Source organism: Pandoraea pneumonica, assembly GCF_049918595.1.
In the GTDB taxonomy this organism is placed as follows: domain Bacteria; phylum Pseudomonadota; class Gammaproteobacteria; order Burkholderiales; family Burkholderiaceae; genus Pandoraea; species Pandoraea pneumonica_A.
This window is the reverse complement of sequence record NZ_JBNCRZ010000004.1, coordinates 366,658-379,674: the sequence shown is the minus strand read 5'-3', so window position 1 is coordinate 379,674 and position 13,017 is coordinate 366,658. Positions and strand designations below refer to the sequence as shown.

The window sequence follows — 13,017 nt, the reverse complement described above, 5'->3', positions numbered from 1 at the left end:
TTTCGTCGACTCGGGAGAGGTGCGTTTGACTTTGCTTACGTTGTCATCGGGGAAATCCGACGGTCTGATCGTTCGGCCACGCTGGCCTGCGCGTCACGTGCATGTGGATGCACGGGTGTTGCATCGGCTTCAGTCGATACAACGTGAGCTACCGCCCGAGATCGAGTTAATTCTGACGCGAGGCTTCGAGCCTAGCGCTTCAAACCTCGGCTTCGCCCGCCGGCAGTTTCGTGCGCTGGGTATTGCTGTCTTTCGCTTGGTCTATCCCACGCGGCACAATGAACTGACCGATATTTTCGGCAGCAACGGACATGAGGCTGACGGCACACACGTCGACGTGTCCTTCCTGTTGCATGGACGACGGGTGCGGATGTTGCCGCTGGGGGTATTTACGCCGCCGTTCTGGCAGCGGCGTCGTATGCGGCGGTGTGCGTCATCGTTGGCAATGGTTAAGTCCGCGTTAGTGAATCAAGGGTTTGCGATTCACCGGAATGCTACGGAGAGTTTGCAGATTCATTGTGATTGGGTGGCATAACGGGCATAACCCCACTCACGCGTCGAACGGCATTCGAAAATGCATCCAGCGCCGGTGTTTGATGCGTCTCCGCGCGCATCACCATGCCGACAGCGGGCATCGGCCACTCGTGTGGCGTTTTCAGAATGGCAATGACGCCGAGCTTTTCATATTGAAGTGCAATTGGCCGAGGGAGGAAGGCGAGCCAATCGGTGTCTTGCAGCATTTGTAAGTTCGCAAGCACCGATACGCACTCCACCTTGGGCACAGGCACCGGCATCGCGGCGTCAGTGAAGAACTGCCGAATCGAGGTTCGCAATGGCGCATCGCCGCCCGGGAATATCCAGTCCGCCGATGCCAACATGGCCGCCGTGATGGTCTTACGTCGCGCTATCGGGTGCGCGCTTCGCGCCACGATGCAGACGCTCTCATCAAACAGTGGCTCTCTGCGGAAATGCGTCGCCGCGGTGCCGTCACCTAGTCGGCAAATGACGCAATCGAGCTTGCCTTGCGAGAGCGCACCGAGCATCCAATCAAGCGACCCTTCATGAAATTCCGCCACCACGCGCGGCGCATCGTCGGCCAATTGCAGCAGGACTTTGCTCAGCAGCGATGGCATTGCCACCGGCATGATGCCGACACGCACCTTTCCTAATGCACCGTTGGCAATGAGTTCGAGATCGCTGCCGAGCTTCTGCATTTCGACCAGCATGATGCGTGCCCGATCGATCACGATCTGCGTGGCTGCCGTCGCTCGCAAGCCGCGCGAATGACGTTCGAATAGTTGGGTGCCGAAGAGCGTTTCCAACTCGCGCAGCGATTTGCTCGCGGCCGGTTGCGTCATGTGAAGACGCGCGGCGGCGCGATGAATACTCAGCGTGTCGGCGAGCGCGACGAGCAGCGCCAAGTGTCGCGCTCTCAAGCGCGCGAGGAGGTGTCCTTCTACGACTGGTGGCATGGAATACCCCGATACCGGGAAGTTATCAGCGCCTGAAAAGAAAGCATTACCGACAGGCGGGAACGCCGTGCCATTCTACCTACGCGAGATTTCTCGATAAATTCAAACGACGGGAGACGGGTATGCAGAAGCTGCTTCGAAAGTGTGGTGCGATCGTAACGCTGCTTTGTGCTGCGAGTTATGCGCCGGTGAGTGCAGCGGCAATGAAGGTGACGTTGCTCGGCACTGGCACGCCGATTCTGAACATCGAGCGGTTCGGTATTAGCGTGCTTGTCGAAGCTGGGGATCAAAAATTGCTATTCGACGCTGGGCGAGGTGTTGCGATGCGTCTGCATCAACAGCAGGTGCCCCTGCGCGATATCTCCGCCGTCTTCATCAGCCTCTTGAATTCGGACCATATCACCGGATTGCCGGATCTGTATGCCACCGCACCGCTCCCGACGGACGACGGACGGTTAAAAACGCCCATGCTGTGGTTTGGCCCGGACGGTATCGACAACGTTGCGCGTGGCATCGAGCTTATGTTCAAGGATCAGAACCGGATGCGCATGCTCGAAGGGGAAGTCGTCGAGCCTGCAACTCATATCACGGCAAAGCGCGTCGAACCCGGCACAGTGTATGAAAAGGACGGCGTGAAGGTCTCGGCGTTTCTGATCGAACACGGTCACGTCAAACCGGATTTCGGCTATCGCATCGAATACGAGGGCCATGCCGTCATCATCACTGACGACACGACCTACTCGGAGAATTTAGTCGCGCATTCGAAGCAAGCGGACCTCATGGTGCAGAGTGTGGCGATCGGCAGTCGCGCTTTGGAGCGTGCAGCGCCCGATTACGTGAATCACTTCTATGGCTATCTCGCCAGCCCGGAAAACGCCGGTCGAATTCTCTCGGAAACCCAACCAAAGCTGGCGGTCTTTGCCCATATCTCGCTGTACAGTCGCCCCGGCATTGCACGAGCCACGGTGGATGAGTTGCGCGAGCGAGTTCAGGCGGCCTACAGCGGCCATTTCGTCATCGGTGAAGATTTGATGCGATTCACCATCGATGAACACGGCGTGACACAACTACCGTACTCGCCGGAGGTTCGGCATCAGGAGCCGGGCAGTCGCAGTTCAAGGGGGTGAGTCTCGGCGACGTGCGCCGCGCTTGAGTTCACGCCGGATTCGCACTACGCCCCTTCAGCCACGCAATCAACTTCGTAGCGGGCATCGCCTTCGAGAAAAGCCAGCCTTGCCCGTATTCGACGCCTTTGCTCTTCAGGTATTCAACCTGCGCCTCGGTTTCGACACCCTCCGCCACGATGCCGAGGCCAAGCTCGTGGGCCATGTCGATGATGTGCGGGGCGACGACACTCGACGCAGCGCCCTGCCCGATCGTGTCGACGAATGACTTGTCGATTTTCAATACGTCGACAGTGAAGGATTGCAGGTAAGACAGACTGGAATAACCGGTGCCGAAGTCATCGATATACACAGGATGACCGGCTTGTCTGAGTGCCGCGATGATCTTTCGCGCCGAGTCGGCTTTTAACATGCCCCGTTCGGTCGCCTCGATTCTGATTTGTGAAGGATGAATGCCCGTGCCCGACAAGCTCGTATTTAGTTTCTTGATAAACCTGTCGGTTTGCAGATCTTCGCCTGCCACGTTAATCGACACATAAAACGACGGCTGCGCCCGCAGAAATTCTTGTAGCTCTCGTATCGTCTTATCGAGAACCAGATCGGTGAGCGGTTGAATCAGTTCATTCTCTTCGGCGACGGCGACAAAGATATCCGGCGGAATATTCTTGCCGTTCAAGTTCCATCGAACGAGCGCTTCGGCGCCGACGCACACACCATCTGCGAGCCGCACGATCGGTTGGTACTGCACCTCGATGTAGCGTCGCTCGATGGCCCATTCGAGCGTGGCGGGAAACGAGACTTGGCGAGAGATTCGCTTATACGAGAGCCATCCGATCAATCCCCCCACCGCTACGCCAATCGCAAGCCATACGGCTAGTAGGCCAGTCCAGCCTGCAATCAACCCGCTGCGCGGCGCTTTCACGATGACGCCAATGGGCCGCGACGACGATCGGGCAACGGCGTAATGCCATGCGTCGCTCTTGACCTGCCCGCCGCGCCGCCATGCGTTGAGCATTTCATCGCGGTCGGCCCCATACGAAATCGCAAGGATGTTGTCGGTATCGATGTTGATGGCGGCGACCGGACGGCGCGACGGATCGATGATGTCCACATACGACTGCGGATTGATCGACACGTAATTGCCGTCGCGCCCGAATTGAATGTCGTCGCGAACGTCGCTGATGGGGTTGTGTTGCCGGAGCCAGACAAGGTACCCGTCGTTACTGCGCCAAGTCGGTGCCGGGAGTCGATAGTGTTTGTCGCGCACGTCCCCGAGCAATGGGGAGCAAAGGTATTGCGAGTCGCCGTAGGCGCCGGCGTCCTGAACGTATCCGTAATTGAAGATGACGCGGGCCGCGCGGGCAAGGTAGGCGGGAGAGCAGCGAGGCTCGGTACCCGCCGACAAGTCGGCGATGGCGGCGAACGCCTGATAGGTGACCTGCTCGGCGCGCATAACCGCCTTCGCGGCAAATTGCTGGAGCTCTTCTTGCTCGCGCTTTTGCGCGTCTTCGCGTGCGATGTAGACGCTGGTCAGCACGGGCAAGACCGTGCCGACACAACCGAGGGCGATGGACGCCGAAATGAGCGACAGCCGTCTTAACATGCTGCAAGCCTCCCCCGAGATCCGCATTCTGCCAATTAGCGGCAGCCCCCCGAACGGCGACAACGGTCAGGATGCCTGTTGCGACCCATGACTTGGTCGCATACTAGCTGAAATTCGGTGCACAAGGGATTGGCGGGCGCGGCAAGTCAATGCGGCGGCGGCGGAAAAAGAAAAAGCCCTGACAAGTCAGGGCTTTTGAATTTTGGAGGCGGGAGTCGGAATCGAACCGGCGTACACGGCTTTGCAGGCCGCTGCATGACCACTCTGCCATCCCGCCATCGGGATATGCCGCATTGTAACCACTCGGTGTTGCCATCGAGGGCGCCCTTCGGATCGATCGCCGTGGGCTTTTCGGCAAATAAAAAGGGAAGCCAGGCTTCCCTCTGGATTTGGAGCGGGAGACGAGTCTCGAACTCGCGACCTCAACCTTGGCAAGGTTGCGCTCTACCAACTGAGCTACTCCCGCATGACACCCGACACCAAGGATTTATTCACTCAATGTCCAGTGTGAAAACTGGAGCGGGAGACGAGTCTCGAACTCGCGACCTCAACCTTGGCAAGGTTGCGCTCTACCAACTGAGCTACTCCCGCATTTTCATGCGTACTACCAATCCAACACTTCTCAAAATTTCGCTGCCGGGCTAACGCCGTAGCAGCGAGAAGGAGATTATGTCCAAACGCCGATTCAGTGTCAAGCACCTGCACTGAAAATTTGTGAAGATTTTTTGCCTCCCCCGCGCAAATCCCGCACTTTCAGCCACTTACGCTCACATCTCTGCGCCACCGCGCTCCCGGATCTGCGGCCACGCGCGGCGCAAATAGTACAGCATCGACCACAACGTCAGCACCGCCGCCACGTAAATCAGCCACGTGCCCCAGAACCGCGAATCGAATCGCAAGCCGTTCCACACCACCGTGCCGTTGAACAGCAACAGCGGAATCGCCACCATCTGCGCCGCCGTCTTGATCTTGCCCAACTGATGCACCGCCACGCTGCGCGACGCGCCAATCTGCGCCATCCACTCACGTAACGCAGAAATCGTGATCTCGCGGCCAATGATGATCAACGCCACCAACGCGTTGATCCGGCCCATCTGCAACAACATCAGCAAAGCGGCCGCCACCATCAACTTGTCCGCCACCGGGTCGAGAAACGCCCCGAACGCCGACGTTTGATTCCAACGACGCGCCAGAAAGCCGTCGAACCAGTCGGTCAGCGCCGCCAGCACGAAGATCGCACACGCCACCCAATTCATCTGGACCGGCGTCAACCACGTGGTCGGCAAGTAATAAACGCCGACCACCAGCGGGATCAGTACGATCCGAAGCCAGGTCAGGAAGATGGGGACATTGAAAGGCATGGCAGCATGAGTTCGGCAAACGGCAGTCGACACACGGCGCACTCGGCAGCCGTACCAGACCCGCATTGTGCCGTGTATGCCCCGCAGCGACAAGGCCGAGGCACCGCTACGCGGTTGACATATGCGTCACTGTGCCCCTATCTTGCTCGCAACCACCCGCCATTAGCACCGATCTCGTGAAACTGCTCTGGTCGTCTCTGCCCGCCCTGCGACGCCGCCTGCTCCCGCCGCACGTGATCATCAGCCTGCTGGTCGGCCTCAACGGGCTGCTGCTCGTCGCCTCCGTCTTGCTGCGTGTACCGGGCAGCCTGCTCATCGACCTCTTCGTGCGCGGCGACCTCTCGGCACTCGAGCGCATCGAAGCCCGTCACCTGCCCCGCCTGCTCTTCGGCATCAACGCCATCGAACGCATCGATTTCTCGCATCTGCCCCGCGCACTCGTCGGCCTCTCGCTCGTTGCGCTCAGTTGCGGACTCGTCATTCGCGCCCGCACCGCATGGGCGTTCTCGCTCGTGATGCTCGCCCTCGCCGCGATCATCAACGTGCATCTCAATATCCGCTTCGATCTGACCTTCGCCCTGTCGATCGTCAGCATTGCGCTGCTGCTCTGGTACTGGCGCGAATTCGACCGCGCGAGCTTTGCCGCCGCCACGCTCTACACACTCGTCGCCGTGTTCGCGCTGATCGTCTATGCCACGTTCGGCACGATGTATCTCGGCAGCGAATTCGCACCGCCCGTCACCGATCTGGCCACCGCGTTCTACTTCGCCATCGTCACGATGACGACCGTCGGCTACGGCGACATCGTGCCGCACTCGACCGACGCCCGGCTCTTTACGGCGTCGGTCATCATCTTCGGGATTAGTGTGTTCGCGACGTCGCTCACCGTGGTCATCGGTCCGCTCGTCGGGGGCAATCTCAAGAAAATTCTCGCGGGGAGGTTTACTCACGTGATACGCAAGCAACACTTCATCGTGGCCGGCGCGTCGCCGCTCGCCATCAACGTGCACCACGAACTCACCAAACGTGGCTGGCCCGTCACCGTCATCATCGCGAGCGGCGTGGATAATCCGTACCCGGAAGATGCCGACGTGATCCACGGCGACGCGAGCGATAACACTGTGCTCACGCATGCCGGCATCGAACATGCGAAGGCCGTGTTGGCCCTGCGTAGCGACGACTCGGAGAACGCCTTCATCATTCTCGCGACCAAGGAGATCGCGCCGGGCGTGCGCACCATCGCGTCCGTGAACGACAGCAAACACCTGAGCAAGCTCAAGCGGGTGCAGCCGGACATGATCTTCGCGCCCCCCGTTGTCGGCGGCGAGTTACTCGCGCGCACGCTCTCCGGCGAGACCGTCGATAACGATACGGTCATGCGACTGCTGTTTCATGGGGATACCGAGCGGTGAACGGCATTCGGCGGTAACGGCGAAGACCGAACTCGGTCTTCGCCCGCGTCAGTGAAGCTGCCGGTAGATCTGCTCGGCGAGCGTTGTCGAAATACCTTCCACGCTCGCTAATTCATCGACGCTTGCCGATGCCACACCTTGCAAGCCGCCAAAACGCATCAGCAAGCGCTGACGCCGTTTGGCACCGATGCCCTCGATCTCTTCCAGACGCGACGTCTGACGTGCCTTCGCCCGCTTCGCACGCATCCCGGTGATCGCGAAGCGGTGCGCCTCGTCGCGGATCTGCGCGATCAGCATCAGCACCGCACTCTCCCGGCCAAGTTCTAACGGCGCGCGGCCATCGGCGAAGATCAACGTCTCCAACCCCACCTTACGGCCTTCACCCTTGGCAACGCCCACCAAGCGGCTAATGTCGATGCCCAGCTCCACGAACACCTGGCGCGCCACTTCCACCTGCCCCTTGCCACCGTCGATCAACACGAGTTGCGGCAAGTTGGCTTCGACATCGGAGACGTCCGTGCTTGTCGGGGTGTTGGTGACAGCGTCTTCGGTGGATCCTTGGGTGACGTCTTTGGTCCCGCTGTCCGTCGTGACTGTGGTTTCCGGTGAATCGTCGCTCGACGCCGTGTCCGGCATCACCGCTGTCTCGGCTTCGGCACGCGCCACATCCGCTGCGACGGACGACGGATCTGCGGCATCGCTCACCGTCGACGCCGCCGCTTCCATCAGGCGGCCATAACGGCGCGTGAGTACCTGTCGCATCGCCGCATAATCATCGCCCGGCGTGATGCCCGCGATGTTGTAGCGGCGATACTCGCTCGTCTGCATCTTGTGATGATGAAACACCACACACGACGCCTGCGTCGCCTCACCCTGCGTGTGACTAATGTCGAAACACTCGACGCGCAGCAATGCCGCATCGTCGATATCGAGCCCGATGGTCTGCACCAACTCGCGCGTGCGCGCCTGCTGACTGCCCTGTTCCGTCAACAACCGCGTGAGTGCCAGTTGCGCGCCTTGCAGCGCCATGTCGAGCCAGGCCCGTCGTTGACCCTGGGGTTGACGCACCATCGCAATACGGCGGCCCGCCTGCTCGGAGAGCGCCGCCAGCAACTCGTCGCTGGGCAGTGCGTGGCTCACGACCAGCACCGGCGGCACCGACTGACCCAAATAGTGCTGCGCCACGAACGCTTCGAGCAGGCGCGATTCGAGCGACGCAGCGGGCGTGTCGGACGGCAAGTCAGCGGCGATCTCGGCGGAGACGGCCGGTTCGGCATCGATCGCCTCGGGGTCCGTCGCGGCGACGTCGACCGGCATGACCTCGTCCTCGTCGAACTCATCGGCGATGCCGCCTTCGACACCGCGCTCAACGTGCGCCGGGAAGTACGCTTTGTCGCCCAAATGACGACCACCGCGCACCATCGCGAGGTTCACGCAAGCGCGGCCGCCCGCGTATGCGACCGCAAGAATGTCGGCATCGACATCGCCCGCCGTTTCCACCGATTGCTGTTGCAACACGCCGGAGAGCGCCTGCATCTGATTGCGCACGACCGCCGCCTGCTCGAACTTGAGCGCCTCGGCGTACGACATCATCTTCGTCTCGAGGGCGCTGAGCACTTCGCTCTGACGGCCGGAGAGAAACGCGGCAGCGTTGTTCACGTCGCGTGTGTAGTCCTCGTCGCTAATTGCGCCGACGCACGGTGCACTACAACGCTCAATCTGGTGCAGCAGGCACGGGCGTGTACGGTTGGCAAACACCGAGTCTTCGCACGTGCGCAGTTGGAATACCTTTTGCAGAATCTGAATGCTCTCGCGCACGGCCCACGCGCTCGGGAACGGGCCGAAATACTGCCCCCGGCGGTCGACCGAACCCCGGTAGTACGCCATGCGCGGGTACTGATGCTGCGTCAGCTTGAGAAACGGATACGACTTGTCGTCCCGAAACAAGATGTTGTATCGCGGGTGCAGCGCCTTGATGAGGTTGTTTTCCAGCAGCAACGCTTCGGTTTCCGAGCGCGTCACCGTCGTCTCAAGTTTGGCGATGCGTGCCACCATCAACGCGATACGTGGCGAGAGTTGCGTCTTATTGAAGTAACTCGAAACGCGCTTCTTCAGATTGCGCGCCTTACCCACGTAGAGCACATTGCCCGCGGCGTCGTAATAGCGGTACACGCCCGGCAGGTTCGGTAGTTGGGCCAACACCTTACGGGCGTCGAAGGCGGGCACCGACGCGTTGACGGTCTCCGACCCGGCGGCGGTTTTCGCTTTGCGTGATTTGCGGGGAGGTGTGACGTCGTGGGCGTCTTCGGTCATGAACTCTAGGCATCGGATGCGTCCTGCGTGCGACACTGCGGCGGCGTCACGTGCCACAAGGACTAGAATCGCAAGTTTAGACCAATCCGCGTCACCGCTTCTCAATGTCCCTGCCTACGTCTCACTCCGCCGCTCCCCCCGCCATGCCGCCCTCATCGCTGCCTCTCGTGCCGCGCTGCGATCTCTTCTGCACGGTGATCGACAATTTCGGCGACATCGGCGTGTGCTGGCGGCTCGCCCGTCAATTGGTGCGCGAGCATGGCTGGTCGGTACGGTTGTGGGTCGATGACCTGACGAGCTTCCGTCATCTGCGCCCCGAGATCGATCCCGGGCTGGCCAAGCAACGCTGCGATGGTGTTGACGTACGGCATTGGGGCGCCGACTTCGGCCCCGTGACGGACGACAACGCGCCGGGCGATATCGTCATCGAAGCGTTCGCGTGCAACGTGCCGGAGGCCTACGTTCAGGCCATGCATGCGCGCAAGCAAGCCGGAAGCGCACCCGTGTGGATCAATCTGGAATATCTGAGTGCGGAAGATTGGGTAGACGACTGCCACTTGCAACGCTCGGTGCATCCGCAGCTTGGACTGGTCAAGACGTTCTTCTTCCCGGGCTTCACCGAACGCACTGGCGGACTGGCGCGGGAGCGTGAGTTGTTCTCGCGGCGCGATGCCTTCTATGCTTGCGTCGAACTGCGCGACGCCTGGTGGCAACGCACGCTGGGGCTAGCCGCTGCGCCGCAGGATGCCTTGATCGTCTCACTGTTCGCGTACGAGAACGCGGCACTCCCGGCGCTGCTCGCGCAGTGGGCTGCGAGCGATACGCCGGTCGTGTGTCTCGTGCCGCAGGGGCGCATTGCCCCGGGCGTTGGCGAGTGGTTCGGGCGCAGCGCTTTGGCGCCGCGTGAGACGGCAACTCGTGGATCGCTGACGGCCTACGGCCTGCCGTTCGTCCCGCAGGCCGACTTCGACGCGCTGCTATGGGCATGCGATCTGAACTTCGTGCGTGGAGAAGATTCGTTCGTGCGGGCGCAATGGGCGGCAAAGCCCTTGGTCTGGCACATCTACCCGCAAGAGGACAACGCGCATCACGAGAAGTTGGACGCGTTTCTTGGCCGATATTTGGCTGAATTGACCGATACGGCCACAAGCGGTGGTGACCTGACGCACGCCTCGCGCGAAGCACTGCGCACGTTCACGCATCTCTGGAATGGATACGCTCAGACGGCACCCGACTGGCCGGCGCTGGCGGCGGCTCTGCCCGCACTCACCGACCATGCGCGCGGCTGGGCAGACAGACAGGGCGCCCTGCCCGACCTTGCGCGACAGTTGGCAAGCTTCGCGGAAAATCAGGTAAAATAGCTGGTTTTTCAACGCTTTGCTGCTGAACCTGCTGCCCCGGACCGTTCCGGGCGGGCGCGGGAATCAAGCGGCGAATGGGCGTATGGAAGCGCTCAACAAGCGGCAAATCGCTTATTTCGTCACAGGATCTCGTTTTTTATGAAAACCGCTCAAGAACTCCGCGTCGGTAACGTCGTCATGATCGACGGTCAGCCCAACGTCGTGCTGAAGACCGAATACGTCAAGTCGGGCCGTAACTCCAGCGTCGTGAAGATGAAGTACAAGAAGCTGCTGACCGAAGGTCGCGGCGAATTCGCGTACAAGGCCGACGACAAGTTCGACGTCGTCGTGCTCGACAAGAAGGAAGTCTCCTACTCGTACTTCGCCGACCCGATGTACGTGTTCATGGACGCCGACTACAACCAGTACGAAGTCGAAGCCGAAAACATGGGCGACGCGATCAAGTACCTGGAAGCCGACATGAAGTGCGAAATCGTGCTGTACGAGGAAAAGGCCATCTCGGTCGAACTCCCGACCACGCTCGTGCGCAAGGTGGAATACACCGAGCCGGCAGTCAAGGGCGACACCTCGTCGGGCCGCGTGATGAAGAACGCCAAGATCAACGATCTGCTCGAAATTCAAGTGCCGCTGTTCGTCAGCACCGACGATTTGATCGAAATCGATACGCGTACCGACGAATACAAGAGCCGCGCTTAAGCGTTTGCCAGCTGCCCGCGCCGTCTTCGGATGACGCGGTGCAAATGCAACGCCGTGGTGATAAAAAAAGCGCTCGTCCCTTCGGGGTCGAGCGCTTTTTGTTTGGCAGTTGGCTTGGATGAACCCGAACGGCTGACGACACCATTGGGTTCAGCATCGATGGAGACGCATCGACTGCCAGCGCAATTACCCGCCGAACGTCTGCGCAATCAGTCGCTTCGCGGCTTGATATTCCGGCTGCGCGAGCATCTTCTCCCAACCGTGCACTTTGCCGCGGCCCTTGAGATGCTTGATACGGCGTTGCGACACCGTGTCGATCTCCGTCTTCATTTCGCGCAGCATACGGTCAGCCTTTTCCGGGCTATTGCAGATCAGCACCATGTCGCAGCCCGCGTCCATCGCCGCGTGAGCCGCAGTCACCACGTCACCCGCGGCGCTCGCGCCCTGCATCGACAGGTCGTCGCTGAAGATCACGCCGTCGAAGCCGTATTTCCCACGCAGAATTTCCTTGAGCCACTTCGCGGAGAAACCTGCCGGATTCGGGTCGACCTGCGGATAAATCACGTGTGCCGGCATCACCGCCGCCAGCGACATGCCGAGCCAGTCGTAGGGCTGCGCATCGACGGCAAGGATCTCGTCGAGCGAGCGCTCGTCAACCGGAATCTCGTGGTGTGAATCCGCCGCGACGAAGCCGTGCCCCGGGAAGTGCTTGCCACAGTTCGCCATACCGGCAAGCAACAAGCCGTGATTCAAGCTCTTGGCGAGCATCGCCACCACGCGCGGGTCGCTGTCGAACGCACGATCGCCGATCACCTGCGACGTGCCGTAGTCGAGATCGAGCACCGGCGTGAAGCTCAGGTCGATATCGCACGCGCGCAACTCGGCCGCGAGCACATAACCCACGGCCGTGGTCACGCGCGTGGCCTTGAACACGTCCTCATGCCACAACTTGCCGAGCTTGCCCATCGCGGGCAGATGCGTGAAGCCGTCGGTACGAAAACGCTGCACGCGCCCGCCTTCGTGGTCCACCGCGATCAGGATATCGTCGCGCACATCGCGAATCTGCTTCGTGAGCGAGCACAACTGCGCGCGATCGTCGAAATTGCGCGCGAACAGGATGACACCTCCGGTCAGCGGATGGTCGATGCGGCGAATGTCGTCTTCGCTAAGGGTCAATCCGACGACATCCAGCATCACCGGACCCGGCCTGCGCTTCGTCATTACGTATTCTCCGATGCAATTTTGCGTGAAGCGATCGCGAACGCGACCGCGTATTCCTTCTCGTCCGTGATCGAGATTTCGATCGACAGTTGCCGCGCAGCCAGCCACTCGGCCAACTCGCCGGACGCCACCACCACGGGCTTGCCCGACGGCGCGTTGAGCGTCTGCACGGCGCGCCACGTCATCGGCCAGCGCATGCCCAGGCCGATCGCCTTCGACACGGCTTCTTTCGCGGCAAATCGCGTGCACAAGTACGCGAGACCGCGAACCGCAGACCGGTTCTGACGGGCGTGATAAACCTTGAGTTCCTCGGGCCCCAGCACGCGCTCGGCGAATCGGCCTTGCGTGCGCTCCATCACGCCCACGACGCGACTGATCTGGAGGATATCGGTGCCGACGCCGTATAGCGTTGTCGGCACTTCGGGCGGGAGCGGATCTTGAACACTCATGAGGT

General features: G+C 60.8%; 11 protein-coding genes, 3 tRNA genes and 1 pseudogene. 5 read left to right on the top strand and 10 right to left on the bottom strand.

Annotated elements, in window-relative coordinates:
- Nucleotides 1-25 precede the first annotated feature (25 nt).
- The gene (locus ACPWR9_RS18310; RefSeq protein ID WP_426331086.1) at nucleotides 26-535 is read left to right on the top strand and encodes a hypothetical protein; all 510 of its coding nucleotides are present in this window, start codon (nucleotides 26-28) and stop codon (nucleotides 533-535) included.
- On the opposite strand, the gene ACPWR9_RS18305 is transcribed toward ACPWR9_RS18310, so the two are convergent.
- Together ACPWR9_RS18305 and ACPWR9_RS18300 are read right to left on the bottom strand one after the other, a co-directional pair.
- Nucleotides 495-1,226 (bottom strand): LysR substrate-binding domain-containing protein, encoded by a 732-nt coding sequence (locus ACPWR9_RS18305; protein WP_426332397.1) that lies wholly within the window; start codon nucleotides 1,224-1,226, stop codon nucleotides 495-497. The genes ACPWR9_RS18310 and ACPWR9_RS18305 overlap by 41 nt on opposite strands.
- Before the next feature lie 42 nt (nucleotides 1,227-1,268).
- Nucleotides 1,269-1,472, bottom strand: a pseudogene (locus tag ACPWR9_RS18300) (helix-turn-helix domain-containing protein); the annotation flags it as partial.
- A 122-nt stretch (nucleotides 1,473-1,594) separates the two neighbouring features.
- Between ACPWR9_RS18300 and ACPWR9_RS18295 the strand changes: the two are divergent.
- The gene (locus ACPWR9_RS18295; protein WP_426335144.1) at nucleotides 1,595-2,599 is read left to right on the top strand and encodes an MBL fold metallo-hydrolase; all 1,005 of its coding nucleotides are present in this window, start codon (nucleotides 1,595-1,597) and stop codon (nucleotides 2,597-2,599) included.
- A gap of 28 nt (nucleotides 2,600-2,627) precedes the next feature.
- Here ACPWR9_RS18295 and ACPWR9_RS18290 read toward each other — a convergent pair whose 3' ends face one another.
- The 5 genes from ACPWR9_RS18290 to pgsA form a co-directional block, all read right to left on the bottom strand.
- Entirely contained in the window at nucleotides 2,628-4,199 is a 1,572-nt protein-coding gene (locus tag ACPWR9_RS18290) for an EAL domain-containing protein (RefSeq protein ID WP_426331090.1), read from the bottom strand.
- 203 nt (nucleotides 4,200-4,402) lie between these two features.
- A tRNA-Cys gene (locus ACPWR9_RS18285) sits at nucleotides 4,403-4,476 on the bottom strand.
- A 113-nt stretch (nucleotides 4,477-4,589) separates the two neighbouring features.
- Nucleotides 4,590-4,665: transfer RNA gene (locus ACPWR9_RS18280), tRNA-Gly, on the bottom strand.
- Between the two features lie 49 nt (nucleotides 4,666-4,714).
- Nucleotides 4,715-4,790 (bottom strand) — tRNA-Gly (locus tag ACPWR9_RS18275).
- A gap of 176 nt (nucleotides 4,791-4,966) precedes the next feature.
- Nucleotides 4,967-5,560 carry a CDP-diacylglycerol--glycerol-3-phosphate 3-phosphatidyltransferase gene (gene pgsA, locus ACPWR9_RS18270; RefSeq protein WP_426299923.1) on the bottom strand — a complete coding sequence of 198 codons (594 nt, stop codon included), beginning with the start codon at nucleotides 5,558-5,560 and terminating at the stop codon, nucleotides 4,967-4,969.
- A 176-nt stretch (nucleotides 5,561-5,736) separates the two neighbouring features.
- Here pgsA and kch point away from each other — a divergent pair, with 176 nt between their 5' ends.
- Nucleotides 5,737-6,972, top strand: a complete 1,236-nt coding sequence (gene kch, locus ACPWR9_RS18265; RefSeq protein ID WP_426299921.1) for a voltage-gated potassium channel protein — start codon at nucleotides 5,737-5,739, stop codon at nucleotides 6,970-6,972.
- Nucleotides 6,973-7,020: 48 nt separating this feature from the next.
- On the opposite strand, the gene uvrC is transcribed toward kch, so the two are convergent.
- Nucleotides 7,021-9,285 (bottom strand): excinuclease ABC subunit UvrC, encoded by a 2,265-nt coding sequence (gene uvrC, locus ACPWR9_RS18260; protein ID WP_426299919.1) that lies wholly within the window; start codon nucleotides 9,283-9,285, stop codon nucleotides 7,021-7,023.
- 104 nt (nucleotides 9,286-9,389) lie between these two features.
- Here uvrC and earP point away from each other — a divergent pair, with 104 nt between their 5' ends.
- Nucleotides 9,390-10,646, top strand: coding sequence for an elongation factor P maturation arginine rhamnosyltransferase EarP (gene earP / locus ACPWR9_RS18255; protein WP_426299917.1), 1,257 nt, complete (start codon nucleotides 9,390-9,392; stop codon nucleotides 10,644-10,646).
- Nucleotides 10,647-10,784: 138 nt separating this feature from the next.
- A complete protein-coding gene (efp, locus tag ACPWR9_RS18250) occupies nucleotides 10,785-11,342 on the top strand; it encodes an elongation factor P (RefSeq protein ID WP_150680784.1) in 558 nt (185 codons plus the stop codon).
- Nucleotides 11,343-11,528: 186 nt separating this feature from the next.
- Here the strand turns inward: efp and nagZ are convergent, their stop codons facing one another.
- Both nagZ and acpS read right to left on the bottom strand, forming a co-directional pair.
- Nucleotides 11,529-12,563 (bottom strand): beta-N-acetylhexosaminidase, encoded by a 1,035-nt coding sequence (gene nagZ, locus ACPWR9_RS18245; protein WP_426299915.1) that lies wholly within the window; start codon nucleotides 12,561-12,563, stop codon nucleotides 11,529-11,531.
- Entirely contained in the window at nucleotides 12,563-13,012 is a 450-nt protein-coding gene (gene acpS, locus ACPWR9_RS18240; protein WP_426299913.1) for a holo-ACP synthase, read from the bottom strand. The genes nagZ and acpS overlap by 1 nt, the downstream gene beginning before the upstream one ends.
- Nucleotides 13,013-13,017 lie beyond the last annotated feature (5 nt).